Annotated in this window: 24 protein-coding genes and 1 pseudogene; 13 read left to right on the forward strand and 12 right to left on the reverse strand. The window is 64.3% G+C overall.

Features of this window, described 5'->3' with window-relative positions:
• Positions 1-6: 6 nt before the first annotated feature.
• On the reverse strand, positions 7-876 hold the full coding sequence (hpnC, locus tag ECTPHS_RS05305) for a squalene synthase HpnC (protein WP_008931666.1): 870 nt from the start codon (positions 874-876) through the stop codon (positions 7-9).
• A 154-nt stretch (positions 877-1030) separates the two neighbouring features.
• Between hpnC and ECTPHS_RS05310 the strand changes: the two genes are divergently transcribed.
• The 6 genes from ECTPHS_RS05310 (at position 1031) to ECTPHS_RS05335 (ending at position 7234) form a co-directional block, all read left to right on the forward strand.
• The gene (locus ECTPHS_RS05310) at positions 1031-1543 is read left to right on the forward strand and encodes a GNAT family N-acetyltransferase (RefSeq protein ID WP_008931667.1); all 513 of its coding nucleotides are present in this window, start codon (positions 1031-1033) and stop codon (positions 1541-1543) included.
• A 73-nt stretch (positions 1544-1616) separates the two neighbouring features.
• Positions 1617-2216 (forward strand): SPOR domain-containing protein, encoded by a 600-nt coding sequence (locus tag ECTPHS_RS15365; protein WP_008931668.1) that lies wholly within the window; start codon positions 1617-1619, stop codon positions 2214-2216.
• A 77-nt stretch (positions 2217-2293) separates the two neighbouring features.
• Positions 2294-2788: a CvpA family protein gene (locus ECTPHS_RS05320; RefSeq protein ID WP_008931669.1), complete on the forward strand. Its 495-nt coding sequence runs from the start codon at positions 2294-2296 to the stop codon at positions 2786-2788.
• A 42-nt stretch (positions 2789-2830) separates the two neighbouring features.
• Positions 2831-4339, forward strand: coding sequence for an amidophosphoribosyltransferase (gene purF, locus ECTPHS_RS05325; RefSeq protein WP_008931670.1), 1509 nt, complete (start codon positions 2831-2833; stop codon positions 4337-4339).
• Between the two features lie 142 nt (positions 4340-4481).
• Positions 4482-5000 carry a L,D-transpeptidase gene (locus ECTPHS_RS05330; protein ID WP_141565268.1) on the forward strand — a complete coding sequence of 173 codons (519 nt, stop codon included), beginning with the start codon at positions 4482-4484 and terminating at the stop codon, positions 4998-5000.
• 59 nt (positions 5001-5059) lie between these two features.
• On the forward strand, positions 5060-7234 hold the full coding sequence (locus tag ECTPHS_RS05335) for a malate synthase G (RefSeq protein WP_008931672.1): 2175 nt from the start codon (positions 5060-5062) through the stop codon (positions 7232-7234).
• Between the two features lie 60 nt (positions 7235-7294).
• Here the strand turns inward: ECTPHS_RS05335 and ECTPHS_RS05340 are convergent, their stop codons facing one another.
• From ECTPHS_RS05340 to ECTPHS_RS05365, 7 genes and pseudogenes are all read right to left on the reverse strand, one after another.
• Complete coding sequence (locus tag ECTPHS_RS05340) at positions 7295-8257, reverse strand: MBL fold metallo-hydrolase (protein WP_008931673.1); 963 nt, start codon at positions 8255-8257, stop codon at positions 7295-7297.
• Positions 8258-8290: 33 nt separating this feature from the next.
• Positions 8291-8452 (reverse strand): annotated as a pseudogene (locus ECTPHS_RS15120) (zinc ribbon domain-containing protein); the annotation flags it as partial.
• Between the two features lie 276 nt (positions 8453-8728).
• Positions 8729-9883 (reverse strand): 2-methylcitrate synthase, encoded by a 1155-nt coding sequence (gene prpC / locus ECTPHS_RS05345; RefSeq protein WP_008931674.1) that lies wholly within the window; start codon positions 9881-9883, stop codon positions 8729-8731.
• A gap of 17 nt (positions 9884-9900) precedes the next feature.
• On the reverse strand, positions 9901-10785 hold the full coding sequence (gene prpB / locus ECTPHS_RS05350; protein ID WP_008931675.1) for a methylisocitrate lyase: 885 nt from the start codon (positions 10783-10785) through the stop codon (positions 9901-9903).
• 36 nt (positions 10786-10821) lie between these two features.
• Complete coding sequence (locus tag ECTPHS_RS05355; protein ID WP_050814217.1) at positions 10822-11580, reverse strand: GntR family transcriptional regulator; 759 nt, start codon at positions 11578-11580, stop codon at positions 10822-10824.
• A gap of 145 nt (positions 11581-11725) precedes the next feature.
• Positions 11726-13705: a propionyl-CoA synthetase gene (locus tag ECTPHS_RS05360; protein WP_256364674.1), complete on the reverse strand. Its 1980-nt coding sequence runs from the start codon at positions 13703-13705 to the stop codon at positions 11726-11728.
• Positions 13706-14051: 346 nt separating this feature from the next.
• Entirely contained in the window at positions 14052-15569 is a 1518-nt protein-coding gene (locus ECTPHS_RS05365; protein WP_008931678.1) for an FAD-linked oxidase C-terminal domain-containing protein, read from the reverse strand.
• Positions 15570-15708: 139 nt separating this feature from the next.
• On the opposite strand from ECTPHS_RS05365, the gene serS reads away from it, so the two are divergent.
• Positions 15709-16992 carry a serine--tRNA ligase gene (gene serS / locus ECTPHS_RS05370; RefSeq protein ID WP_008931679.1) on the forward strand — a complete coding sequence of 428 codons (1284 nt, stop codon included), beginning with the start codon at positions 15709-15711 and terminating at the stop codon, positions 16990-16992.
• A 64-nt stretch (positions 16993-17056) separates the two neighbouring features.
• Positions 17057-18025: a thioredoxin fold domain-containing protein gene (locus ECTPHS_RS05375; protein WP_246828319.1), complete on the forward strand. Its 969-nt coding sequence runs from the start codon at positions 17057-17059 to the stop codon at positions 18023-18025.
• 26 nt (positions 18026-18051) lie between these two features.
• On the opposite strand, the gene ECTPHS_RS05380 is transcribed toward ECTPHS_RS05375, so the two are convergent.
• From ECTPHS_RS05380 to ECTPHS_RS05395, 4 genes are all read right to left on the reverse strand, one after another.
• Complete coding sequence (locus ECTPHS_RS05380; protein ID WP_008931681.1) at positions 18052-18414, reverse strand: hypothetical protein; 363 nt, start codon at positions 18412-18414, stop codon at positions 18052-18054.
• A 34-nt stretch (positions 18415-18448) separates the two neighbouring features.
• Positions 18449-19669 carry a toxic anion resistance protein gene (locus ECTPHS_RS05385; protein WP_008931682.1) on the reverse strand — a complete coding sequence of 407 codons (1221 nt, stop codon included), beginning with the start codon at positions 19667-19669 and terminating at the stop codon, positions 18449-18451.
• Positions 19670-19736: 67 nt separating this feature from the next.
• On the reverse strand, positions 19737-20681 hold the full coding sequence (locus ECTPHS_RS05390) for a hypothetical protein (RefSeq protein WP_008931683.1): 945 nt from the start codon (positions 20679-20681) through the stop codon (positions 19737-19739).
• A 64-nt stretch (positions 20682-20745) separates the two neighbouring features.
• Positions 20746-21234, reverse strand: coding sequence for a hypothetical protein (locus ECTPHS_RS05395; protein ID WP_008931684.1), 489 nt, complete (start codon positions 21232-21234; stop codon positions 20746-20748).
• A gap of 232 nt (positions 21235-21466) precedes the next feature.
• Between ECTPHS_RS05395 and ECTPHS_RS05400 the strand changes: the two genes are divergently transcribed.
• The 5 genes from ECTPHS_RS05400 (at position 21467) to ECTPHS_RS05420 (ending at position 25120) form a co-directional block, all read left to right on the forward strand.
• Complete coding sequence (locus ECTPHS_RS05400; protein WP_008931685.1) at positions 21467-21805, forward strand: cation transporter; 339 nt, start codon at positions 21467-21469, stop codon at positions 21803-21805.
• A gap of 85 nt (positions 21806-21890) precedes the next feature.
• Positions 21891-22121: a hypothetical protein gene (locus ECTPHS_RS13920; protein ID WP_141565266.1), complete on the forward strand. Its 231-nt coding sequence runs from the start codon at positions 21891-21893 to the stop codon at positions 22119-22121.
• Complete coding sequence (locus ECTPHS_RS05410) at positions 22118-22477, forward strand: hypothetical protein (RefSeq protein ID WP_008931687.1); 360 nt, start codon at positions 22118-22120, stop codon at positions 22475-22477. Before ECTPHS_RS13920 ends, ECTPHS_RS05410 begins: the two co-directional genes overlap by 4 nt.
• Complete coding sequence (locus tag ECTPHS_RS14925; RefSeq protein ID WP_008931688.1) at positions 22470-22943, forward strand: YtxH domain-containing protein; 474 nt, start codon at positions 22470-22472, stop codon at positions 22941-22943. The genes ECTPHS_RS05410 and ECTPHS_RS14925 overlap by 8 nt, the downstream gene beginning before the upstream one ends.
• Entirely contained in the window at positions 22943-25120 is a 2178-nt protein-coding gene (locus ECTPHS_RS05420; protein ID WP_008931689.1) for a heavy metal translocating P-type ATPase, read from the forward strand. The genes ECTPHS_RS14925 and ECTPHS_RS05420 overlap by 1 nt, the downstream gene beginning before the upstream one ends.
• Positions 25121-25911 lie beyond the last annotated feature (791 nt).

Here is a 25911-nt window from a genome sequence, read left to right on the forward strand (position 1 = left end):
GGTGCGTCAGCGGCGACGGGGAATGAGGCCGTCGCGCAGAATCACCAGGTAATCCCGGGTCTGCAGCCGCGGCCGGGAGAACAGATCCTCCTGCTGACGCTGCAGATGCCACAGGACCCGGGCGCCGGCCACGATGATCAGGCGGATCTCCAGGCCGATGCGCCCCCTGAGCAGGCCGCCCAAGGGGGCGCCGCTACGCAGCAGCTGGTCGGCGCGCCGATACTGGTGCTGCATCAGTTGGCGAAAGGGCGTGTCGGTCACACGGTCGCGAAAATGGGCCTCGGTGACACCGAAGCGCGCCATGTCATCCCGGGGGATGTAGATCCGCCCCATCTCGTGGTAATCCTGGGCCAGATCCTGGTAGAAGTTGATCAGCTGCAGACTGGTACAGACGGCATCGGAAAGGGCCAGGCGCCGCTCATCGGCCTCGCCGCTCAGGTGCAGCAGCAACCGTCCCACCGGGTTGGCGGAGCAGCGGCAATATCGGACCACTTCGCCGAAGTCCTCATAGCGGGTCTTCACGACATCCTGACGAAATGCGTTGAGCAGATCATGGAACAGGGAAGTGGGCAGGCCGTGGGCGGGGATGGCGTGGGCCAGGGCGATGAAGGTCGGGTCGGGATCCGGTGTCCCGGCCGCCGCCGCATCCAGGCGCGCCGCCAGGTCGTCCAGGGCGGCCAGGCGCTCCGCGGCGGGCCGATCACCTTCGTCGGCAAGATCGTCGCCGCGGCGGGCAAAGCTGTAGATCGCGGCGATGGGGCCGCGCAGGCGGGCCGGCACCAGTCTGGAGGCCACCGGGAAGTTTTCATAGTGACTGTGGGCCTGCCGCAGGCATTCGCGATAGGCTTCCCGGGTGTTGAGAGAGACGGCGTGCATTGCGTCGTGTCGCAGGCAATGAATGAATGCGGCAGTCTACCATGCCGTCCGAAGGATCCATGCCGCCGGTGGCGGTTCCGGTTCCGGTTCCGGTTCCGGTTCCGGATCGGGACTCGGGAGGCTGTCAGTGCGATCCAAAGAGGTTTTATCGAACGTGAAGTACGATCCATCGCGTCTTGTCATCCGTGCCGCCGAGGCGGCGGATCTGGATGTCATCAGTCAGTTGCCGGCGGACGCCCGCGAGGCGGACTGGGTCTTCCCCGGTGCGGCCCATCCGGTATCACCGGAATGGCTGCGAACGGTGGTTGCCGGCAGTGCCCATGCCGAAGTGGTGGAATACCGGGGGGCGGTGGTGGCCTTCGGCGTCCTGCACTCCCTGGAGCCGGGTGGGGCGGGCTTCGTGAGCCATCTGGTGGTGCGTCCTGATCTGCGGGGGCGGGGGATCGGTTCCCATCTGCTGGATCACCTCATGGGACGTGCCTTCCGGGATGCCCGTTGCCGGGAGATGCACGTGCAGGTGGCCACAGAGGACGTTCCGGCCCTGCTCATGTGCTACGAAAAAGGCTTCATGCCCTACGGCATGGATCGCCATGAGGATGCCCGGGGACGCGCCGGCGTGCTCATGCACCTGAGGCTGGGCAAGCGGGAATTCGATGAAGGGGATTGAAGCCGGGGCGGGTCTTGGGGCGGGGAATGGTTTATACTTGCCGCCCGAGGACGTCCAAGCCGTGGAAACACCATTGAAACAACGCCTTGTCGGGGCTGCCGTGCTGGTGGCACTGGCCGTCATTTTCCTTCCCATGCTGCTGGATGGTGCCGGACGGGAGGCGCGCCTGAGCCTGTCCGAACCGGTGCCGCCGGAACCGGTTTTCGAACGCCCCGTCCCGGCACCGATCCAGGAGCAGCGCCTGGCGCCGGCGCCGGCACCGCAGACCGCGGCGCCGCCACCGTCGGTCGTGCGGGAATCCCCGATGCCTTCGACATCGCCGCCCCAGCCCCGCCCGCAGGCCCGGGCCGTGCCCGAGGCGGCACCGGCGCCACCGCCGCCCGCGGAACCCCGCAGCCCGCCGGTAGCCCGAACCCCCGAGCCCGGCACGCCGGTTGCCGGCGGCTGGGTGGTTCAGGTCGGCAGTTTCGGTCAGGAGGCCAACGCACGGGGAGAAGCCGATCGGCTGCGTCGCGCCGGATTCCCGGCCTTTGTGGAGCGCACCAGCGCCGATGGTCGGGTCCTGTATCGGGTGAAGGTGGGCCCGGAGCTGGAGCGTCATGCCGCTCAGACCCTGCAGACCCGGCTCCAGGATGAGCAGTCCCTCAGAGGTATCGTGGTCAGCCATCCCTGACGGCTCGTCTCCCGGTTGCCGATGAACGCCCCAATCTCTGTTACACTCCGCGTCACGACACTTTCATCTGCATGAACATGATCTGGATCGACTTCGTCATTCTGGGCATCGTGGCCGTTTCCACGGTGATCAGCCTGTTCCGTGGCTTCGTCAAGGAAGCCATCTCCCTGGCTACCTGGATTCTGGCCTTCTGGATCGCCCTGGCGTATTCGGGGGTGGCTGCCGAGCATCTGCCCTTCGGTCTGGAAGATCCCACCCTCAAGCTGGGCATTGCCTTTGCCATCCTGTTCATCGTCACCTTGCTGATGGGCGGGATCGTCAATGTTCTGGCGGGTCAGCTGGTCAAGAAGACGGGCCTGTCGGGGACGGACCGCAGCATCGGTGCGGTGTTCGGCCTGGCCCGCGGCGGCCTGATCGTGGCCGTGGTGATCCTGCTCATGGGCCTGACGGTGATTCCGCAGGAACCCTGGTGGCAGGACAGCCTCCTGGTTCCCCATTTTGAGCGCATCGCCCTGTGGTTGCGCGATTATCTGCCACCGGATCTGGCGTCTCACTTTTCTTTCGGGGCCTGATCGGGCTCCTGTCTTCCCAGAATCACCAAAGAGGCACACCCCATGTGCGGGATAGTCGGAATTGTCGGTCGCAGCCCCGTCAACCAGGCGCTGTACGACGCCCTCCTGGTATTGCAGCATCGCGGTCAGGATGCCGCCGGTATCGTGACCTGCGACGAGGATGGGCATCTTCATCTGCGCAAGGACAACGGCTTGGTGCGCGATGTGTTCAACCAACAGCACATGCGCAGTCTCACCGGCAACATGGGCATCGGCCATGTGCGCTATCCCACCGCCGGCAGTGCTTCCTCGGCGGAGGCCCAGCCCTTCTATGTGAACTCTCCCTACGGCATCACCCTGGGGCATAACGGCAACCTCACCAATGCCGCCGAACTCAAGCGCGAACTGTTCCTGCAGGACCGGCGCCACATCAATACGGAATCCGATTCCGAGATCCTGCTCAACATCCTGGCCCAGGAACTGATCCGTCAGGATGGCCTGTCCCTCACCCCCGAGGCCCTGTTCCGGGCGGTGAGCGGTGTGCACCGGCGCTGTCAGGGGGCCTACGGGGTGGTGGCCATGTTCTGTGGTCGCGGCATCCTGGGCTTTCGTGATCCCCACGGCATCCGGCCGGTGGTCTACGGCCGGCGGGAAACCGAAGAGGGCACGGAATACATGGTGGCCTCCGAGAGCGTGGCCCTGGATACCCTGGGCTTCGAGCTGGTGCGGGATCTGGCGCCGGGCGAGGCCATCTACATCGAGATGGATGGCACGGTGCATCTGCAGCAGTGCGTGGAAAACCCCATCCTTTCCCCCTGTATCTTCGAGTACGTCTACTTTGCCCGTCCCGACTCGGTGATGGACGACGTGGTGGTGCATCGCGCCCGCATGCGCATGGGCACGCGCCTGGGCAAGAAGATTCTGCGGGAATGGCCGGATCACGACATCGACGTGATCATCCCCATCCCGGATACCGGCCGTACCGTGGCCATCGAGATGGCCCACGAGCTGAACGTGAAATACCGGGAGGGATTCATCAAGAATCGCTACATCGGTCGCACCTTCATCATGCCGGGTCAGACCCAGCGCAGAAAGTCGGTGCGCCAGAAGCTCAATGCCATCGGTCTGGAGTTCAAGGGCAAGAACGTGCTGCTGGTGGATGACTCCATCGTGCGCGGCACCACCTCGCGGGAGATCGTCATGATGGCCCGCGAGGCCGGTGCACGGAAGGTCTATTTCGCCTCTGCCGCACCGCCGGTGCGTTTCCCCAACGTCTACGGCATCGACATGCCCGCCGCCCAGGAACTGATCGCCCATGGGCGCACCGAAGAAGAGGTCTGCCAGGCTATTGCGGCCGATCGTCTGATCTATCAGGATCTGGAGGATCTGGTGGGTGCCGTGCGCAAGGGCAACCCTCGGCTGGAGCGGTTCGACTGCTCCGTATTCACCGGTGAATACGTCACCCAGATCAGCTCCGACTACCTGACACACCTGGAACAACGCCGCAATGATCTGGCCAAACGGAAAAAGGACCGCGAATACGCCAATCTGGACCTCCACAACAACGCCTGACACGAGGCGTCTGTGTCTGGCCCTGGCGTGCTGGATCTGCGTATGTCTGTTCCCCCTGAGTTCGGTGGGGGCCTGGGTACTGGAGGAGGCCGATCCGGTGCATGACGATGACACCATCGTGCTGCCCTGGTACCAGCCCGTCATGGAGCGGCTGGAGTCGGACTTTCCCCAGTACTTCATGGCGGACCCTGTTGCCATCGTCCGCGTGGACACACAGCGGCTTTATGTGGTCAGGGACGGTCGGGTGAAACGGGAGTTCCCGGTGTCCACCTCCCGTCACGGCATCGGCAATCAGGCGGGTAGTTATCGAACACCCCTGGGCGTGCATCGGATCAGTCAGAAGATCGGTGACGAAGCCCCGTTGGGCACCGTGTTCCGCGGTCGGGTGGATACCGGCAGGATTGCCGATATCGTCACCGAACCCCGGCGGACTCCGGAAGACAACATCACCACCCGCATCCTGTGGCTGGAAGGGCTGGAGTACGGCATCAACCGGGGGGAGGGGATCGATTCCTTCTCCCGCTTCATCTATATCCACGGCACCGACGAAGAGGGCCTGATCGGGCGCCCGGCTTCCGAGGGCTGTGTACGCATGACCAACCGAGATGTGATAGAACTGTACGATTTGATGCCCGACGGCTCGCTGGTGGTGATCCAGTAGTCGAGTTGCGTGGGGTGTTACGACCCACCCTCCTGAATTTCGAGCAGAGGACAGCTTTCATGAATGATTACGTCTCGGCGGGCCGCCTGCGGGTTGCCCGGGAGCTGCACGACTTCATCAACGACGAGGCACTGCCCGGCACGGGCGTGGCCGCCGACGCCTTCTGGAACGGTCTGGATGCCATCATTCACGACCTGGCGCCCAGAAACCGCGAACTGCTGGCCAAACGGGATGATCTCCAGGCCCGTATCGATGCCTGGCATCGCCAGCATCCCGGCGCGGTGGACATGGCCGCCTACAAGGCATTCCTGATCGAAATCGGCTATCTGCAGCCGGAAGGAGACGATTTCCAGGTCGGTACCGAACAGGTGGACCCGGAGATCGCGCGCCAGGCCGGACCGCAGCTGGTGGTGCCGGTGATGAACGCCCGTTACGCCCTCAATGCCGCCAATGCCCGTTGGGGCAGCCTCTATGATGCCCTCTACGGCACCGATGCCCTGAGCGAAGAGGACGGCTGCGAACGCGGGAGCAGCTACAATCCCCGGCGTGGCGAAAAGGTCATCGCCTTTGCCCGTGAATTCCTCGACCAGGCGGCCCCCCTGGCCCGCGGCAGTCATGTGGGATCCCGGGGGTACGCGGTGGTGCAGGGTGTACTGCAGGTCACCCTGGCCGACGGCAGCCTGAGTGAACTCAAGGATCCGGAACAGTTCAAGGGCTACCAGGGCGATGTCGGCGCCCCCAAGGCCATCCTTGTGGCCCACAACGGTCTGCACTTCGAGATCCAGTTTGACCCCTCCAGCACCGTCGGCAAGACCGACAGCGCCGGCATCAAGGACCTGCTCATGGAGTCGGCCCTCACCACCATCATGGACTGCGAGGACTCCGTGGCCGCGGTGGATGCCGAGGACAAGGTGGTGGTCTATCGCAACTGGCTGGGCCTGATGAAGGGCGACCTGACCGCCGGCTTCCACAAGGCCGGCCGGGAAGTGGTCCGTCGCATGAACCCGGATCGGGAATATGTCCGTCCCCAGGGCGGCAGCCTGACCTTGCCGGGGCGGTCCCTGATGTTCGTGCGCAACGTGGGTCACCTGATGACCATCGACGCCGTGCTGGATCAGGACGGCAATCCGGTGCCCGAGGGCATCCTGGACGGCATGATCACCAGCCTGATCGCCCTGCACGATCTCAAGCGCGGCGACGGTCTGCACAACTCCCGCTGCGGCTCGGTCTACATCGTCAAGCCCAAGATGCACGGCCCGGAAGAAGTGGCGTTTGCCGAGCAGCTCTTTGCCCGGGTGGAAGATGCCCTGGGCATGAAGCGCAACACCCTGAAGATGGGCGTGATGGACGAGGAGCGCCGCACCACGGTGAACCTCAAGGCCTGCATCCGCGCCGTGAAGGAGCGGATCGTCTTCATCAATACCGGGTTCCTGGACCGTACCGGTGACGAAATGCACACCTCCATGGAAGCCGGCCCCATGATGCGCAAGGGGGCCATGAAGGCGGCCCGCTGGCTGTCCGCCTACGAGGACTGGAACGTGGACGTGGGTCTGGCCTGCGGTCTCCAGGGGCGCGCCCAGATCGGCAAGGGCATGTGGGCCATGCCGGATCTGATGGCGCAGATGCTGCAGCAGAAAGTGGCCCATCCCAAGGCCGGTGCCAATACCGCCTGGGTCCCGTCCCCCACGGCGGCCACCCTGCACGCCCTGCATTATCATCAGGTGAACGTGGCCGAGGTGCAGGCATCCCTGGCGGGCCGTCCCCGTGCGGTTCTGGACGATATCCTCACCATTCCGGTGGAGGCCAATCCGGCCTGGACGGCGGAGGAGATCCAGCAGGAACTGGACAACAATGCCCAGGGCATCCTGGGATACGTGGTCCGCTGGATCGATCAGGGCATCGGCTGTTCCAAGGTGCCGGACATCAACAATGTAGGTCTGATGGAAGACCGGGCCACGCTGCGTATTTCCAGTCAGCACATTGCCAACTGGCTGCATCACGGCATCTGCTCCGAAGCCCAGGTGATGGAGACCATGAAACGCATGGCCGGCGTGGTGGACGAGCAGAATGCCGGCGATCCGTCCTACCATCCCATGGCGCCGGACTTCGAGGCTTCCGTGGCCTTCCAGGCCGCCTGTGATCTGGTGTTCCGTGGCCGGGAGCAGCCCAACGGCTATACCGAGCCGGTCCTGCACCGCCGTCGCATCGAGGCCAAGGCGAAGGGTCCGCGGTAGTCCTGATTCCCCTCGCCCAACCCCTCTCCCCCTGCGGGAGAGGGGCTCATCGCGGCGAGCCTATCCCGCCGGCTGCTTGTCCAGCCACACCTCCAGCCCCTGCACGTTCAGCTCCACGTCCATCGCCAGCAGCTCCCGAATCCTGGATTCCGGCAACCGACAGCCATGGGCGGCCAGTCGTTTCACGAACAAGGCCATCATGCCATCGCACAGGGCTTGGTGCCGGCCTTCGCCGTCCCGCCGGTGGGCACGCCCCAGGGCCAGAAATTCCTCGATCATCTCATGCTGCTCGGTCTGCAAGCGGCCCAGCGACTCGCCGCCCACCCGGCCGAAATGGGTCAGGTACATGTAATCCAGCCCCTGGGCCACCAGCCGGTCCACCGAGGCATGCAGGGCCTCGGGATCGAACTGAACCGGCGTGGTGGTGGGGTACACAAAGGCCCCCCGTTCGGTATCCAGCTCCCGGTAGGCAATGCCGAAGGTGTCACCGGTGTAGATGCCCCGGCCCTTCTCGTCCACCACGCAGAAGTGATGCAGGGCATGCCCCGGAGTGTCCAGAAACACCAGTTCCCGGCCGCCAAGGGACACACTGTCACCGTCGCCGGCCTGAATCACCCGGTCTTCGGGGATCGGCAGGATGGTGCCGAAATCCCGTGCCATGACCGTTTCACCGTACACCGCCGTGGCACCGGCAATGAGCCTGGAGGGATCGATCATGTGTCGGGCGCCCCGGGGATGGATCACCAGTCTGGCATTGGGAAGCTGGGCCATCAGGGTCCCGGCGCCACCGGCATGGTCCAGATGCACATGGGTGGGGATGACGTAGTCCACCTGTTCCCGGGACAGACCCTTGTGTTCCAGCACCTCAAGCAGCACGGGCACGGAGTGGGATGTGCCCGTCTCCACGAAGGCGGCGCGACCGTTCTCCACGATCAGATAGCTGGCGGCCAGGCCGTGACGCACCACCTGGGCATCGATCAGAGTGATGCCGTGGTCCAGATCCTGGAAATGGGGTTGATTCATCAATGGATTCCTCAATTGACACCCTCCCCACGTCTAAAGTCGGGGGATTCCTCCTGCGAGACGCTTGTGCCCAAGCGCGAGAATGTTCCTTGCGGCATTGATGTCGCGGTCATGGCGCGTACCACACGCCTGACAGGTCCATTCTCTTATTCCAAGTCCTGTCCTACCCTTCGGACTACTGTTGCCAATATGACTACAGCACGAACAGGCTTAGGTGGTATATGACTCGTCGATTTCCTCAAACCAAACTCCCCGCGTTATCGCCTTGTATTGGAGTTGGGTTGTTCTCCATTATAGCAAAATCCGCCTTCGGCGAGCGCTATCCCTCCCCACGGCTGAAGCCGGGGGCTTCTCGCGCAATTTTGGTGATTGAGAGGGTGCTCCCAGGTTACAGAAAACAGGGGGGATGACAAAAAAGCCCCTCTTTCCATCCGGGAAAGAGGGGCTTTGCCAGACATCAGACCGTCAGATTCAGGTCCGCTGGTCCATCGGTACCCAGGGCTGATTTTCCGGACCCACATAGTTGGCGCTGGGGCGGATGATCTTGCCGTCCTGACGCTGCTCGATCACGTGAGCCGCCCAGCCGGTGGTGCGGGCAATGACGAAGATCGGCGTGAACAGGGCGGTGGGGATGCCCATCATGTGGTAGGACACGGCGGAGAACCAGTCCAGGTTGGGGAACATCTTCTTCAGGTCCCACATCACCGTCTCCAGGCGATCGGCCACGTCATACATGCGCATGGAGCCTTCCTGTTCGGACAGGCGACGGGCCACGTCCTTGATGACCTTGTTGCGCGGGTCGCTGAGGGTATAGACCGGGTGGCCGAAGCCGATCACGATCTCCTTGCGGGCGACGCGCTCGCGGATGTCCGCCTCGGCCTCGTCGGCGTTGTGGTAACGCTGCTGGATGTCGCAGGCCACTTCGTTGGCGCCGCCGTGCTTGGGACCCCGCAGGGCACCGATGGCGCCGGTGATGGCGGAGTAGATGTCGGAGTTGGTGCCTGCCACCACGCGGGCGGTGAAGGTGGAGGCGTTGAACTCGTGTTCCGCATACAGGTTCAGGGAGGTGTGCATGGCTCGCACCCAGGCTTCCGGCGGGGTGCTGCCGTGCATCAGGTGCAGGAAGTGACCGCCCACGCTGTCGTCGTCGGTTTCCACGTCGATGCAGCGGCCGTTATGGGCAAAGTGGTACCAGTAGAGCAGGGCGGAACCCAGGCAAGCCACCAGGCGATCGGCAATCAGACGGGCGCCGGCTACGTTCATGTCTTCCTTTTCCGGCTCCAGGGTACCCAGCATGGACACGGCGGTGCGCATCACGTCCATCGGGTGGGCGGAGGGCGGAATCTGCTCCAGGGCGGTCTGCAGGGCGGCGGGCAGGCCGCGCATGGACTTCAGACGGGCCTTGTAGCGGGCCAGTTCGGCGGCGTTGGGCAGGGTGCCGTGGATCAGCAGGTGAGCGATTTCCTCAAACTCCGCTTCATCGGCAAAGTCCAGGATGTCATAGCCCCGGTAGTGCAGGTCGTTGCCGGTGCGGCCCACGGTGCAGATGGCGGTATTGCCGGCAGCCGTGCCCGACAGGGCTACTGATTTCTTCGGCTTGGGCTTGGCGATTTCGGTCTCGGTCATTTTCGTCATTCTCCGTCTTAGCCGCCTTTGCGGTATAGCTGGTCCAGTTTTTCTTCGTAGGCGTGGTAGCCCAGGTGCTCGTAGAGCTCCATGCGGGTCTGCATGGTGTCGATGACACCCTGCTGGGTACCGTCGCGGCGGATGGCCTCGAACACGTTCAGGGCCGCCTTGTTCATGGCGCGGAACGCGGACAGGGGGTAGAGCACCAGACTCACGCCCACGCCCTTGAGTTCTTCGGTGGTGAACAGGGGGGTACTGCCGAACTCGGTGATGTTGGCCAGCACCGGGACGCCGACGGCATCCACGAACTGTTGGTACTGTTCCAGGGTGTTGATGGCTTCTGGGAAGATCATGTCGGCACCGGCCTCGACACAGGCCACGGCCCGTTCGATGGCGGAGTCCATGCCTTCCACGGCCAGGGCGTCGGTACGGGCCATGATGACGAAATCCCGGTCACGGGCATCGGTGGCGGCCTTGATGCGGTCCACCATTTCGTCCTTGGTGACGATGGCCTTGCCGGGGCGATGACCGCAGCGCTTGGCCTGGACCTGATCCTCGATGTGGCAGCCGGCGGCCCCGGCGCGGATCAGTTCCTTGACCGTGCGACCGATGTTGAAGGCGCTGGGTCCAAAGCCGGTATCCGCATCCACCAGCAGGGGAACATCGGTCACGTAGGTGATGCGGCGCACGTCTTCCAGCACGTCGTGCAGGGTGCTGATGCCCAGGTCCGGCAGGGCCAGGGAACCGGCGGCGACACCGCCGCCGGACAGGTATAGTGCCCGGTAGCCCACGTGTTCGGCCATCATCGCGTGATAGGCATTGATGGTGCCCACCACCTGCAGCGGGTGCTCTTCTTCAACGGCGCGACGCAGGCGCGCGCCTGGCGTGGATGGCTCGGTCATTGGATCTCCTTATATTGAGGGGATGATGCGTGGTGGTCAGAGCGGCGGGGCCGCGCCGGCGCCGTTGGCGGCACTGGCGGAGCGAATGGCCGGGGTGGCCCTGGCTCCCTTGGGGGCCTTCTCGTCAAACAGCAGTTCCACGTTGATCCGTGAACTGCGGATATGGCGGCGCATGATGAGTTCCGCCATTTCCGGGTCCCGGTCGGCAATGGCCTCGACGATGTGACCATGTTCCCGGAAGGCGATCAGGGCCCGGGAGCTGGCCATACCGAACTGGAAGCGGTACATGCGCATCAGGTGGTACAGGTCGTCGCACAGCAGCTTGATCAGGCGGACATTGCCGCTGGCCTTGATGATGCGGTAATGAAAGTCCAGATCGCCCTCGGTCTGGAAATAGGCGATGCCTTCCTGCAGTTCCGCCCGTTCCTGGTGCTGCTTGAGCAGCTTGCGCAACTCGTCGATGTCGCGGCCGGACATGCGTTCCGCAGCCAGGCGGGCGGCCATGCCTTCCAGGGCCTCGCGCAGTAGATAGAGTTCCAGCAGATCTTCCTGGGTGAGGGAGACCACCCGGGCACCCACGTTGGGACGACGCTCCACCAGGTGACAGGCCTCCAGGCGCCCGATGGCATCCCTGAGGGGGCCGCGGCTGATGCCGTATTCACTGGCCAGTTCCGGTTCGCTGATTTTGGTGCCCGAAGGGATCTCGCCCTCGACGATGGCCTGGCGCAGGCGCGCAAAGACCCAATCCGCCAAGGTAACACCCTGTTGCCCGAGTTGGTCGTTGAGATCTGGCATATATCGTCCGATTGTTGACAATATTAGGGTATCAGGCCTTTTCCTGGAGATAAAGTGGTATTTCTGGTGACAATCCCCGGGTTTCCCTGTTTGTCGGGGCCAAACGCCCTTCTCCCCGGGCAGGGGAGAAGGGCATCGCTCGGCCTCAGGCCGTTTCCCGAGCCTCCGCGTACCCTATCCGGTTCAGGCTGTCCCGGATCTCGTCCAGGATCGCCGGGTCATCGATGGTGGCCGGGGCCTGATAGGCCTCATTGTCGGCGATCTTGCGCATGATGGCCCGCAGGATCTTGCCGGAACGGGTCTTGGGCAGGCGGCTGACCACGGCCACCAGCTTGAAGGCGGCCACCGGCCCGATCTTCTCCCGCACCAGACTCACCAGCTCCTTGCTCAGGGTGTCGGCATCCATGTTCACGCCCGACTTCATCACCACCAGACCCATGGGCAGGGAGCCCTTGAGCTCGTCGGCCACGGCGATGACCGCGCACTCCGCCACCGCCGGATGGGAGGCCAGCACCTCTTCCATGGCGCCGGTGGACAGGCGATGTCCAGCCACGTTGATGGTGTCGTCGATGCGGCCCATCACGTACAGGAAGCCGTCCTCATCCATGTAGCCCGAGTCACCGGTGAGGTAGTAGCCGGGTTCGGCGCTCAGATAGGACTCCTTGAAGCGCTCGTCGTTGTTCCACAGGGTGGGCAGGCAGGCCGGGGGCAGGGGCAGCTTGATCATGATCCGGCCCATTTCTCCGGCGGGCACCGGTTTGCCGTTGTCATCCAGGATCTGCACGTTGTAGCCCGGGGTCGGCTTGCCGGCGGTGCCGGGCTTGATGGGCAGCTGTTCGATGCCCAGGAAGTTGCCGGCGATGGCCCAGCCGGTCTCGGTCTGCCACCAGTGGTCGATGGCCGGACGCTGCAGGATCTTCTGCGCCCATTCCAGGGTATCCGGATCGCAACGCTCACCGGCCAGGAACAGGGCGCGGAACTGATCCAGGTTGTACCGCTTGAGATGTTCGGCGCCCGGGTCTTCCTTCTTGATGGCGCGGAAGGCGGTGGGGGCGGTGAACATCACCGACACCTTGTATTCCTCGATCACCCGCCAGAAGGCACCGGGGTCCGGGGTGCCCACGGGCTTGCCTTCATAGACCACCGTGGTGCAGCCGTAGAGCAGGGGGCCGTAGACGATGTAGGAATGTCCCACCACCCAGCCCACGTCGGAGGCCGCCCAGAACACCTCGCCGGGCGCCATGCCGTAGATGTGTTTCATGCTCCAGTTCAGGGCCACCGCATGACCGCCGTTGTGACGGACCACGCCCTTGGGCTTGCCGGTGGTGCCGGAGGTATACAGGATGTAGATGGGATCGGTGGCGGACACGGGGACGCAGTCATGGGGTGCCGCGGCGGCCATGGCCGCGGTCCAGTCCACGTCCCGTCCCGGGATCAGGTCGCAGGGGGATTGGGGGCGTTGCAGGATCAGGGTGCGCTCGGGCTTGTGGGTGGCCATCTCGAAGGCCTGATCCAGCAGGGGCTTGTACTTCACCACCCGGGAAGGCTCGATGCCGCAGGAGGCGGCCACCACCACCTTGGGGGTGGCGTCATCGATGCGGGTGGCCAGTTCGCGGGCGGAGAAGCCGCCGAACACCACGGAGTGAATCGCCCCCAGGCGAGCGCAGCCCAGCATGGCCACCAGGGCCTCGGGCACCATGGGCATGTAGATGATGACCCGGTCACCTTTGGTGACGCCCATGTCGGCCAGGGCGCCGGCGAAACGGGCCACCTGATCCTGCAGTTCACGGAAGCTGATGCGGCGCTTGGTGTCCGTGACCGGGCTGTCGTAGATGATGGCCGTCTGCTCGCCGCGGCCGTTTTCCACATGCCGGTCCACGGCGTTGTAACAGGTGTTGAGTTCCCCGCCCGCGAACCAGCGGTAGAAGGGGGCGGCACTGTCGTCCAGCACCTTCTCAAAGGGCCGGGACCAGGTGAGTGCCTGGGCGGCCTCGGCCCAGAAGCCTTCGGGATCGTTCACTGCGCGTGCATAAACCTCTGCATAACCCATGACTCGCTCCTGCTTGTTAGTGCCCCAGGCGGGGGTAGTGCTGCCTGCGTCTGCGCGGCATCGTGGTGTCCGCACCCTCGGTCGAGGTGCTTGTGGTTATCCGATCAGGGCATGACCTTAGAGGATTTTTAAAAAGTGTCAACAATCCTGATGAGGATTCCGGACTAAGGTCATTCCTTTGGAATGTTTTGAGTCAGTCGGAATGTGCTGAATCGGTCATCTCCACACCAGTGGGAATCCGGTAACAGGCTGAAAATCATCGACTCCCGCTGTCGCGGGAGTGACGGTGGTGGATTTGGTCAGCATTTTCCCTGGGTGATTCGGTGATTCGGAAGCAAAAATTCCCGACCGCCAGCACAGGGCGTCGGGCGATTGATAACGGTTTTCCCGTGCGCGGCCGTCTGGCTCCCTGGACGGTGCCTTAGAACCGCGGTAGATCGGGAAAGGGGAGCTGTCCGCGATGCACGTGCATGGCACCGAATTCGGCGCAGCGATGCAGGGTGGGCACCGCCTTGCCCGGGTTGAGCAGGCCTTCCGGGTCGAAGGCTGCCTTGACCCCATGAAACTGGGTCAGCTCCGCCGGCTGGAACTGCACGCACATCTGATTGATCTTTTCGATGCCCACCCCGTGCTCTCCCGTGATGGTGCCGCCTACCTCCACGCACAGTTCCAGGATCTGACCGCCCAGTTCCTCGGCCTTTTCCAGCTCGCCGGGCACGTTGGCATCAAACAGGATCAGCGGATGCAGATTGCCGTCACCGGCATGAAAGACGTTGGCCACCCGCAGTCCGTAGGCGCGGGACAACTCGGCGATGCCGCCCAGTACCCGGCCCAGATGACGCCGGGGGATGGTGCCGTCCATGCAGTAGTAATCCGGCGAGATCCTGCCCACCGCCGGGAAGGCGGCCTTGCGACCGGCCCAGAAGCGCATGCGTTCCTGCTCGTCCCGGGCCGTGCGCACCTCGGTGGCGCCACTGTCCAGCAACAGGTTGCGTACCTGCATCACCTGTTCCGAGACCTCCGCCTCGGTGCCGTCCAGCTCACAGAGCAGGATGGCGGCGGCGTCCACCGGATAGCCCGCATGCACGAAATCCTCCGCCGCGCGGATGGCGTCGTTGTCCATCATTTCCAGGCCGCCGGGGATGATGCCGGCCCCGATCAGGCCGGCCACCGCCTCGCCGGCGGTTTGGGCGTCGTCGAATGCCGCCATCAGCACCTGTGCCCGTTCCGGCTTGGGCAGCAGCCTGACCGTGACCTCGGTAATGATGCCGAGCATGCCTTCGGAGCCGTGGACCAGGGCCAGCAGGTCATAGCCCGGGCTGTCCAGGGCCTCGCCGCCCAGGGTGAGCAGTTCACCGTCGATGGTCAGCATCTGCACGGCCAGCACATTGTGGACCGTCAGGCCGTATTTCAGGCAGTGCACCCCGCCGGAGTTTTCCGCCACGTTGCCGCCGATGGAGCAGGCGATCTGGGAAGACGGATCGGGGGCATAGTAGAGACCATGGGGTGCGGCGGCCTCGGAAATGGCCAGATTGCGGACCCCGGGCTGGACTCGGGCGATACGGCGGTTTGGGTCCAGTTCCAGGATGCGGTTGAAGCGGGCCAGGCTCAGCAGCACGCCGTCGGGAAAGGGCAGGGCGCCGCCGGACAGGCCGGTGCCGGCGCCCCGAGCCGTCACCGGGATGCCCCGCTCCCGACAGATGCCGAGGGCGGCCCGGGCCTGCGCCAGGTCATGGGGCAGGATGACCGCCAGGGGCAGGCGCCGATAGGCGGACAGGCCGTCGCACTCGTAGGGCCGCAGGTCTTCCTCGTGATGAAGCAGGGCGTCCTCGGGGAGCACCTGGTCCAGGGCCGCGATCAGGGCGTCTCGCTCCTGGGGGGAGATCTGGCGCCGAGGGTCGGGATAGAGCGGGTCGCGAGCGGGATCATGGTCAGCCATGGCGGACTCCTTGCGCTTGCCGGGTATTGAGGTTCGAGTGTCTCCCTGGCGGGCGTCCGGGTCAATCACCGGTCCTGGCCCTGTGCTACCATCGCCGGGACTACAACAAACCGTCCATTCAATCCCGGACCCAGACCCCATGCTCGATCCCAAGACCCTCCGTACCGACCTGGACACCGTTGCCGCCCGCCTGGCCACCCGGGGTTTTACCCTGGATGTGGAGGCCTTCAACCACATGGAATCCGAGCGCAAGGCCCTGCAGGTGCGGACCCAGGAACTGCAGAACGAGCGCAACACCCGATCCAGGGCCATCGGCCAGGCCAAGGCCCGGGGCGAGGATATCGAGCCTTTGAAGACGGAGGTGGGGCGACTGGGGGACGAGCTCAAGGCCTGCGAGTCCCGTCTGGCCGAGCTGCAGCAGTCCCTGTCCGACTTCATGATGGGGATTCCCAACCTGCCCCATGAGTCCGTGCCGGTGGGACGGGATGAGGCCCAGAATCAGGAAGTGCGCCGCTGGGGCGAACCCCGTCGTCTGGACTTCACGCCCCTGGACCATGTGGATCTGGGCGCTCCCCACGGCTGGATGGATTTCGAGGCCGCCGCCAGGCTCAGCGGCAGTCGTTTTGCGGTGCTTCGCGGCCCCATGGCCCGCCTGCACCGGGCCCTGATTCAGTTCATGCTGGACGTGCATACCCGGGAGCATGGCTACCAGGAGGTCTATGTGCCCTATCTGGTGAACGCGGACAGCCTGCGGGGGACCGGTCAGTTGCCCAAGTTCGAGGCCGATCTGTTCCGCATGGGGGGAGATCCCGGCTACTACCTGATCCCGACGGCGGAAGTGCCGGTGACCAACCTGGCCCGGGACAGCATTCTGGACGCCGACGCCATGCCGGCCCGTTTTGTCTGTCACACCCCCTGTTTCCGTTCCGAGGCCGGCTCCTACGGCAAGGACACCCGGGGTCTGATCCGCCAGCACCAGTTCGAGAAGGTGGAGCTGGTGCAGCTGGTGCGTCCCGGCGAGTCCTGGGATGCCCTGGAAGCGTTGACCGGCCATGCGGAGTCGATCCTGCAGCGGCTGGAGCTGCCTTACCGGGTCATGGCCCTGTGCACCGGGGACATGGGGTTCTCGGCGGCCAAGACCTATGACATCGAGGTATGGCTGCCGGCCCAGAACTGCTATCGGGAGATCTCTTCCTGCTCCAACTTCGAGGATTTCCAGGCCCGGCGCATGATGGCCCGTTGCCGCAACCCCGAGACGGGCAAGCCGGAACTGCTGCATACCCTCAATGGTTCGGGGCTGGCCGTGGGCCGCACCCTGGTGGCCCTGGTGGAGAACGGTCAGGATGCCCAGGGCCGTATTCACATCCCGTCAGCCCTGCAGCCCTATATGGGCGGCATGACGGTGCTTGATCCCGGGGCCTGATCCCGCAGGAGGTTGAACCGTGCCGAGACTGTCATCCCGCCTTGTCCGACTGATTCTCGGATGGCTGGTCCTGATCCTGTCCGGTTCCGTCTGCGCAAATGACCAGCCGCCGATCGATGACCGCACCAGGCTGATCGGTCTGCAGGCACCGGACTGGTTCCATCTGTCTTTCCTGGATCTGGGCGAGGACCTTCAGACCGCCCGCGATGAGGGCAAGCGCGGGCTGGTGGTCTATCTGGGCATGGACGACTGTCCTTACTGCGAGGCCCTGTTCCAGGTCAATTTCCAGCAGCCGGACATCGTCGAATACACCCGCCGGCATTTTCTGGTGGTGGCCCTGGATGTGTTGGGCAGTCGCACCATGACCACCCTGGAAGGCCGCTCACTCACGGAACGGGAGTTCGCCGTCGGGCAGCGCCTGAACTTCACCCCATCCTTCCTGTTCCATGACCTGGAAGGAGAGCCCGTCTTCATCCTGCGGGGCTATCACTCTCCCTATCGTTTCCGCGCCGCGCTGGAATACGTGGCTGACGCCCATTACCAGCGCGAGAGCTTCCGAGATTACCTGGCCCGGGCCGATCCGCCGCCGCGCTTTGACGCCGATGACCTCAATCATCGGGACTTTTTCCGTCCACCTCCCCATCGGCTGGACCGCTCGCAGGTGGCGGCCGAGCGCCCCTTGGTGGTGTTTTTCGAGCAGGGCGAGTGCCATGCCTGCGACGTGCTGCATACCGAGCCGCTGGGGGATCCCGAGGTGCTGGACCTTTTGTCCCTGTTCGATGTGGTGCAGCTGGACATGTGGTCCGACACCCCGGTGGTGACGCCGGACGGCCGACGCCTGACGGCCCGGCAGTGGGCCGAGGAGATGGATCTGTTCTACGCCCCCACCCTGGTGTTCTTCGATGAACTGGGAGAGGAGATCCTGCGGGTGGATTCGGTGATCCGCCTGCATCGGCTGCAGGCGGTGCTGGAATACGTGCTCACCCGGGGTTATGAGGAATATCCGTCATTCCAGACCTGGCGCACCCGGTAGGGCGTCGCCGGACCCGGGTGGGTGTCTCAGTCTTCGTCCCGATCCACCGGCGGATCGATCTTCGGCGGTCCGGCCTTCTTCTGGGCCACCAGTTGGGCGACCAGGTGGGCGATGCCCACCATGAAGGTGACCGGGAACAGCAGACCCAACACCGGCCAGCCCCCGATCACGAACACAAAGCCCAGCGGAGAAATCTGGATCATCCACAGGGCAAAGCCCAGCAGGAGCCAGCGTCCCGCCAGGGTAGCGCAGTGGTCGCGGCACCAGATCGCCCGAGCCATCCGGTCTTCCGGAGTGGTCCCCGGCATCCGGCGCAGATGCCAGGGTGCCCAGAAGCAGGCGATCACCGCGTGGTGGACAGGCAGATCGGAGGTCGGATTTGGGGGCATGGGTGTTCCGGATCAGAAGGGAGGGAAACTCAGTCTACGGGATATCGTTTGCGCCCTGGCGGGCCACCACCTTGTCCATCTCGATCCCATCGCCCTTGTCCATGCGACGGATCGCCGCATCCCCTTGGGCCGCCAGCGCCTCCAGACGGTCAATCTGGGCATCCAGCCTGGGCAGGGCCTCGCGGCGATAACGGGAGACTTCGTCGATGGCGCCGATGACATTGGCAAAAGCGGATTCGAGCTGCTCCATGTCCAGTACCGTGGAGGCGGCCCGATTCTGGATCTCCACCCCCTGGGTTCGCAGGGCTTCGGCGGTACCGGCAATGAGGTTGGAGGTGGTGGTATTGAGGGCCTCGACCCGATCCAGCACCAGCCGCTGATTGGCCAGGGCCAGGGCCACCGTCACCGCCACATTCAGGGCCGAGACGGTCACATTGATGGCCCGGTCAACACCCCGCATCAGTTCCCGGTTATTGCGGATCACCACCTCCAGGGCGAGGATGCCCTGCTGACTGACGGCCAGTTGCTGCTGCAGGTCGACGAGCCGCTGGCGCAGGGGAAACAGCAGTTCCTCCTCCAGGAACCGGCGCTTTGAAGCATCCTGGGGCAGGGCGGCGGCCTCGCCGACCAGCTTGCGGTCAATGATCCGCCCCAGGGCAATCTGTCGCTGGAGCTGAACCAGACTCTCCCGCAGGGACTGCTGGTCATCGCTCAGGGTGAGATTGTCCCGGTGCAGCATGTCCTTGCCCGCTTCCAGATCCTTGATGATCGCGTCCAGGGCTTCCTGGGCGGTCTCGAATTTGTGGAAATAACGCTGCAGGGGCGTGCCGACCCCGGGGATCAGGGCCAGAATGCGACTGAGCCCTTCACGGCTTAGATTGTGATGGCGCGGATCCAGATCCTGCATCCGGGTGCGCAGCTCGATGAGGGAACGGGCCACCGGCCCGCCCTCATCCCCCTGGTGGGCCAGTTTGCGGATGGGGGTCTGCAGCAGCTTGCTGCGATGGGCCGCCTGACGCTGTATGTCCAGCCCCATTTCGTCCACGGCCCGACGTTGGCGCGGGTCAATCTCCGCCTGACCCTGATCTTTCAGCAGTTCCGCCAGGAAGGTATCCGCAATGCGCAGGAGTTCCGGATCGTCGATGGTCTGCTCAGGGTCCGACTCCCGTTTGATCTCCGTTTCCACTTCCGCAACCGGCGGCAGGGAAAGGTTGAACGCCGGGTTTGCGGGGGACTCCGAGTGATTGGGGTTCATGCTGCCTCCAGGGGGTTGATCCAACGTCACGGTGCGGACTGTGCCCAGGGTGGATGGGGGATCGTATTCAGGGATCGGCGCGTCCGTACCGATGGGCCTTCTCGGCAAATTGCTGAAGATCTTTCAGGGCCTGCTGCGTGGCCATCGCCGCCTGAGGGCGGTCGGTGGCCACGGCGGAGACCGCCACGGCGGTATCATCCAGGGCGGTCATGATGGCTTCGTTACGGGCCCCGAGTTCCCGCAGGCGTCGTTCCGTGTCATCCACCAGTTCCAGGCGCCGCTCCAGGGCACGCCGCTCTTCGTCGGTGATCTCTGAGGATGCCTTGTCCAGACGCTGCCTGACGTAGGCCACGTCCACGCCCACAATCCCCCTGGCCACCGAGGCCATGGCCTGGAGAGTATCCACCGAGTTTCGGCAGACTTCCGCCACCATGTTCCGGGAGCGTTCGAAGGTGAGTTCACGGGGATCGAACTTGCCGCGCAGCAGGTCATCCACATGGAGATAACGGCTGTAAAGCCGATCCGCCTGAATGGCCAGATCCGGGCGGTTCAGCGCCAGCAGGTCCTTCTTGGCCTGCCAGAACCCGAGGATCACGTCATCGGTTTCCGCCGGTGGCTGATCCGGACGCAGCACCGTCAGCCCCTGTTCCCGGGCCTTGCGTTCCAGTTCGGCCCGCTCTCGCGCCGCCTCGGCGGCGAGCCGGGCCTGGCGCCGCCGCTCGGCCTGGGCCTGTTGCCAGCGCCGCCAGCCTCGTTCCACGGGGATGGCCACGGGAATGGCCGCAAGACCGGCCAGCCAGCCCCACAGGGAGGGAGAAAAGCCGCCCCAGAGGGAAGTGAGCCAGAGGATGAAGGCAATGAAGGGGAAGATCAGCCAATAGCGCAGCGCCACCTGCCAGCGGGTGGGTGGATCGGTGGGCAGTACCAGCCTGGGGTTGATCATGCCGACAATCAACCAGGGCAGGCAGGAGAGGAACAGCCCGTAGGCAAAACCTTGCAGGAATCCGAACATGGAGGGGATTGTAGGGCCTTGCGGGAGCCGGGTCCACGATGCGCCGGCAAGGCCGGGACCGGCCCTAGCGCAGCAGGTGGCGGCGATAGACCAGCAGGTGAACCCCAAGGCAGGCCACGAACATCCAGCCGGTGGTGGCATGCCAGTATTTCCAGCCGCGGGGACGCACTTGCGTCACCGCCAGGGATGCCGCCAGGCTGGTGAGCATGCCGAGCTTGGAGACCCGATTCACCCGCATGCGCAGGGATCGCTGCCCCGGTCGGCGCCGGGTGCCGGCGGCCGATGGGTTTTTTTTGCTTGAATGGGCAGGGGAGGGGACCGCCGAACCGGTGAGGTGCCTGATCCGGGCCTCCATCTCGGGCACCGTGCAACCGACCCGGTCATAGTGTACGACCAGGCTACCGGCCCGGGGGTTGGACCGCAGGTCCGTCACGCCGTCCAGGGCGAGCAGATCCCGTTCCAGTCGTGTTCTAGGCGTCTCCCGCCTTAGCAGTTCGCCCTTCAGTCGCAGCCGGCCCGGAACGGAAGAAACAATGGAAACGGGGGTGTCCATGGCACTGAACTCCTCGACAGGTATCATCACGGTGACGGATGTCGCCAATACAGCATGCTGTTCGAATTCGTGCAACTTCAGTACACTCAAACCACAAACCATTTGATCCTCCGGACACGTTAGCCAGCCTTAACGCCAGCCAGGTGCCCCAAGTCAGGAGTCTGCCGTGCCTGCCTGTGACACAGTCCTCTCGTGTTCCTCCCTTCTCCCCAACCGTCGCTGAGGGTCGGCCATGACTCATGCCGACCTGTTGCTGCAACTCCTGAGCCGGGTGCGCGTCGCCCATCACCTGCGGGGCCGCATTCGCCTGAAACTGGATGCCGACCTCAAGGGACTGGCGGTGGCGGCGGACATCCCCGACATTGAAAGGATGCTGGACCAGTTGCCCGGGGTCTCCAGCGTGCGTCTGAACCTGCTGGCCCGCTCCTGCGTGGTGGAATACGATGCCGACGTGATTCCCATGTCGGCCTGGGAAGACTTCCTCCTGGGCCATGACACCGACGCCGCAAAGACTCTGCGCCGGATCCTGCAACAGGCACGCCATGAATTGACGAATGCGCTGTCCGGCTGATCTGCCGCGCGCATTCACCCCCCATCCCGGGGTGTCATGCCGGGATGATACCGACCGGATCCCTTGGGATCTCAAGGAGCAGACCATGTACCACCTGATTCCCTTTGCCGCCGGCGCCGTGGTGGGTGCGCTCGCCGTCAGACTGCTGCGCACCGACAAGACCCGACAGGGGCTGGAAAAGGCCCAGGACACCCTGCGCGAGGCAACGGTCTCCAGCCTGAGCAGTATCGAACATGCCTCGGCCCGGGCGCGCAAGCGGTTGGAGAGCAATGTCCACGAGGGCAAGGACGATACCGATGGCGGGAACACACCGTGAAGCGGTATCCCCTTCGCCCCGGATATGGTTCCGCACCGCCGGCCCGCTCCCCTCGTCGTCCCCTGGACTGCTATGACGGCTGTTTTACCCGGGGATTCGTGACGGCCGCCTGCATTTCCGCCTTTCAGGACGTCGCGCCCCCGGCCGGCCGACCCGCCCTGCGCCGGGTTGTGCGCCATGGCTTGCAGGGCGGGACCGCCCTGGTGGCGGGCACCCGTGCCGCCAACGCGGTGAGACGGGGGGATTATCTGTCGGCATTGACGGCCGCCGCCGCCGGCGCCGCCGGCGTCATGATCATCGAACGACTCCTGCGCCCCTCCCAGGGGCGGGAGGACAAGGAGAAGGCACATGGGTAAGAAGCGCAAGAAGAACAAGGCCAAGGCGTCATGGGAGGGTTTTCATGGCTACGGTTACGGGCCGGGACCCTGGCCTGGCAGGGGGCGGGGCCAAGGTGCCTGTCCCTGGTATCCGGATGAGGAGATGCCGGCGAGAGACCCCAGGGCAGCCGGGTATTACGGGGGGCCGGAAGGCGATGCCGACTACCAGGAGCGCGGCGGTAGACAGCGTTACCGGGGGGATGATGAAGGCTGGCTCCATCGCCTGACCCACATGCTGGATGGCCCTCATCGGGACAAGTTCCTGCTGGGCCTGATGGTAGGGGCCGGCGCGGCCTGGGTCCTGAGCGACGAGGAGATGCGCCGCAAGATCATGAAGGCGGGCCTGGACCTGTATGCCGGGGTAGCCGGCGGCGTGGAAGAAATCAAGGAACAGATGGCTGACATCAAGGCCGAGATGGAAGCGGAACGGCACGGAGACCGCTGATGGATGCGCCCTGGTTTGCCCGGTTGGAGCCGGTTCACGCCGTCGCCGGCAGAATCCGCCTGCGCTACTGGTGCCGGCCGGGCATGCCTTTGGAACCCCATCGCATCGAACGGGCGGTGGAGTCCCTTCAGGGGGTCTGCCGGGTCCGGGCCAACCGGCGCATTCAATGTCTGGTGATCCATTATGAAGACGGCCTCACCGATCCCATCCGTCTGGAAAGCGCCCTGCTGTCATTGACGGCGCCGGTTGTGTCACCGACCGCGCCTCTGCCCGAACGCCACGGCAGCGGGCTGGCGGCGGTGGGTCTGAGCGGCGCGGTCATGCTGCTGTCCCGCTGGCTGCCCCTGTGGCTGCGATTGCCGCTCACCCTCCTGACCGCCCTGCCGGTGGCGGGGGAGGCCGTGCAGGATCTGTTCCGCAAGGGCATCAGCTCCCATGTATTGGAGGCCCTGGCGGTCATCATCTCCATTGGCCGCCGGGACTATTTTGCCGCCAATACCACCATTTTCCTGCTGGCCCTGGGCGAGTACCTGGAACACACCATCGAACGTCGCTCCGACGAACTGCTCAAGCATCTGCTGCATCCGGCGGACGCAGAGATCTGGGTGGAACGGGGTGGGGTGGAAATCCTGGTCAGCGCCCGCGAGGTGCAAATGGGCGAGACGGTGATTGCCGCCACCGGTACGGTCATCCCGGTGGATGGGACCGTACTGGGGGGCGAGGCCCTGGTGAACGAGGCCACCATGACCGGCGAAAGCGTGCCGGTGGTTCGCCGACGGGGTGACCCGGCCCTATCCGGCACCTTGGTGGAAGAGGGGCGCATCCGCATCTACGCGGAAAAGGTGGGCCATCATGCCGCCGCGGCCCGGATTGCGGACTTCGTGGAGCAGTCCCTGAACGTGAAGAGCCACACCCAGTTGGAAGCCTCCCAACTGGCCGACCGGCTGGTGCCCATGGTGCTGGGCCTGTCCGCCGGGACCTGGGCCGTATCCCAGGACTGGAACCGGGTCGCGGCGGTACTGCAGGCGGACTATTCCTGCGCCCTGAAACTGGCCACGCCGGTGGCCTTCAAGTCGTGCATGTACCGCGCCGGCAAGACCGGCATGCTGGTGAAGGGGGCAGGGGCGCTGGAGCGTCTGGCCGAGGCCGACACGGTGGTCTTCGACAAGACCGGCACCCTCACCTGCGGGGATCTGGAGGTCACCGACTCCATCGCCTTTGATGCCGCCTTCACCTCCGAGGATCTGATCAATCTGGCGGCCTCGGTGGAGGAGCACTACTTTCACCCCCTGGCCATCGCGGTGGTGGAAGCGGCGGAACGTCTGCCCCACCAGCAGCACTTCAACCACAAGGAAGTGGAATTCATCGTCGCCCACGGGGTGGCCAGCGTCATTGATGACAAGCGCATCGTCGTGGGTTCCCGTCATTTTCTGGAGGAACACGAGGGGATTGCCATCGCCCCCCAGACCCAGGTGATTGAATCGCTCAAGCGCCAGGGCAAGACGCTGCTCTATATTGGATTCGGTGGCGAGCTACTCGGGGTGCTGGGTCTCAAGGACCGTCTGCGCCACAACAGCGCCGACACCGTGGCCCGCCTGCGTAGCCTGGGCATTGAGCGCATCTACATGCTCACCGGGGATCATGAAGACCGTGCCCGGGAGATGGCCGAACTGCTGGGCCTGGACGGCTATCACGCCGAACTACTGCCGGAGGACAAAGCCCGTATCCTGCAGGAACTCTCCGCCCAGGGGGCACGCATCGCCTTCGTGGGAGACGGCATCAACGACGCCCCGGCCCTGTCCGGCGCCCATGTGGGGATCGCCATGCACCAGGGCGCCGAGATTGCCCGGCTGGCGGCGGACATCACCTTGCTGGAAGACGACATCGCCCGCGTTGCCGATGCCCGCGCCCTGGCCCTGTCGACCCGCGGCCTCATCGACAGCAACTTCCGTCTGACGGTGGGGCTCAATACCGCCATCCTGTCCGCGGCGGCCTTCGGCTGGCTCAGCCCCGTGGCCGCCTCCCTGCTTCACAACGGCAGCACCATCGCCATCCTGCTGCGTGCCCTGTCGGGCGGGGCACGCGTCGTATCCGCGGGACAATCCTCAAACCAGGCCCCTGGCGATCAGCACGGAAAACCTGACCTGAAACAGGAAGTGCGTCACAAAATCGGCTAATCTCGACTTCAGGATCAAGCAGCTGAAAGGGACATGGAGTACAGGGAACCCGTGCGGCCCGAATGGGGTAGGGCCGCTGCATCGCACCACACACAATCTCCGGCCGGATTCCACATCCGACACGTGGGGCTGTGGGCATTCCACCAGCCTCACGCCGCTCCCATAGAGCAGAGCGGCGATCATCCATGCAACGCCCCCAAGTTCGCCAAGCATGCGCCGCACTTCTTCCCGGGAGAGCACCGTGGGCAATCGCCTGGGGCGTTTCCCCCTGCAAAAGGGACCAATATCGCCAAGGGTTTGTTCAAGCACCTTACTGAACAGGAAGACCAGCGCGTTCTGGGAAAGTATCAACGGCGCAAAATGTTTGTCACCCACATACCGGACAAACTCCGCAGGTGTAAGAGGCACATATTCTCGGGCCAGCGTCGCGTGCTGTGGTTCCAGGGCCTTGGCCGAAGCGCGCCTTCCGGCTTGATTCTTTTTTGAATCAGATGTTTGCTAAATCGGGACCAGAAAACGCGCTCTTTGTCCCTAAGAGGTGGGGTGGCCATGCCCTTGGCTCCAATCAGGTTCTAACGAAACGAGTCTTGGATGATGCAATACTTTTTGGATGAGTGGCAAGGTCTGAAGAATTGCGGGCATGCTATACAGAATCTATCTTTCCTGGGGAAGGCCGATTCTGTCTAATCTACTGTTAGCGCAAAATGGAGCGACTCATGTCAGACTGCTGTGCCAAGCCGGATGCAAGCGATTCATATCCAAAGAAGCATGCATGCCCATCAAATGGAAAA

The sequence above is a fragment of the Ectothiorhodospira sp. PHS-1 genome, assembly GCF_000225005.1.
GTDB lineage: Bacteria > Pseudomonadota > Gammaproteobacteria > Ectothiorhodospirales > Ectothiorhodospiraceae > Ectothiorhodospira.

Excerpts from the sequence above, each read along its gene's own strand:
- ECTPHS_RS05340 (WP_008931673.1), bottom strand. The coding sequence starts at position 8,257 with ATGAATCAACCCCATTTCCAGGATCTGGACCACGGCATCACTCTGATC.
- ECTPHS_RS14925 (WP_008931688.1), top strand. The coding sequence starts at position 22,470 with ATGGGTAAGAAGCGCAAGAAGAACAAGGCCAAGGCGTCATGGGAGGGT.
- ECTPHS_RS13920 (WP_141565266.1), top strand. The coding sequence starts at position 21,891 with ATGTACCACCTGATTCCCTTTGCCGCCGGCGCCGTGGTGGGTGCGCTC.
- ECTPHS_RS05420 (WP_008931689.1), top strand. The coding sequence starts at position 22,943 with ATGGATGCGCCCTGGTTTGCCCGGTTGGAGCCGGTTCACGCCGTCGCC.
- ECTPHS_RS05365 (WP_008931678.1), bottom strand. The coding sequence starts at position 15,569 with ATGGCTGACCATGATCCCGCTCGCGACCCGCTCTATCCCGACCCTCGG.
- ECTPHS_RS05335 (WP_008931672.1), top strand. The coding sequence starts at position 5,060 with ATGAATGATTACGTCTCGGCGGGCCGCCTGCGGGTTGCCCGGGAGCTG.
- ECTPHS_RS05355 (WP_050814217.1), bottom strand. The coding sequence starts at position 11,580 with ATGCCAGATCTCAACGACCAACTCGGGCAACAGGGTGTTACCTTGGCG.
- prpC (WP_008931674.1), bottom strand. The coding sequence starts at position 9,883 with ATGACCGAGACCGAAATCGCCAAGCCCAAGCCGAAGAAATCAGTAGCC.
- serS (WP_008931679.1), top strand. The coding sequence starts at position 15,709 with ATGCTCGATCCCAAGACCCTCCGTACCGACCTGGACACCGTTGCCGCC.
- ECTPHS_RS05400 (WP_008931685.1), top strand. The coding sequence starts at position 21,467 with ATGACTCATGCCGACCTGTTGCTGCAACTCCTGAGCCGGGTGCGCGTC.
- ECTPHS_RS05380 (WP_008931681.1), bottom strand. The coding sequence starts at position 18,414 with ATGCCCCCAAATCCGACCTCCGATCTGCCTGTCCACCACGCGGTGATC.
- purF (WP_008931670.1), top strand. The coding sequence starts at position 2,831 with ATGTGCGGGATAGTCGGAATTGTCGGTCGCAGCCCCGTCAACCAGGCG.
- ECTPHS_RS05395 (WP_008931684.1), bottom strand. The coding sequence starts at position 21,234 with ATGGACACCCCCGTTTCCATTGTTTCTTCCGTTCCGGGCCGGCTGCGA.
- ECTPHS_RS05320 (WP_008931669.1), top strand. The coding sequence starts at position 2,294 with ATGATCTGGATCGACTTCGTCATTCTGGGCATCGTGGCCGTTTCCACG.
- ECTPHS_RS05330 (WP_141565268.1), top strand. The coding sequence starts at position 4,482 with ATGGAGCGGCTGGAGTCGGACTTTCCCCAGTACTTCATGGCGGACCCT.
- ECTPHS_RS05385 (WP_008931682.1), bottom strand. The coding sequence starts at position 19,669 with ATGAACCCCAATCACTCGGAGTCCCCCGCAAACCCGGCGTTCAACCTT.
- ECTPHS_RS05390 (WP_008931683.1), bottom strand. The coding sequence starts at position 20,681 with ATGTTCGGATTCCTGCAAGGTTTTGCCTACGGGCTGTTCCTCTCCTGC.
- prpB (WP_008931675.1), bottom strand. The coding sequence starts at position 10,785 with ATGACCGAGCCATCCACGCCAGGCGCGCGCCTGCGTCGCGCCGTTGAA.
- hpnC (WP_008931666.1), bottom strand. The coding sequence starts at position 876 with ATGCACGCCGTCTCTCTCAACACCCGGGAAGCCTATCGCGAATGCCTG.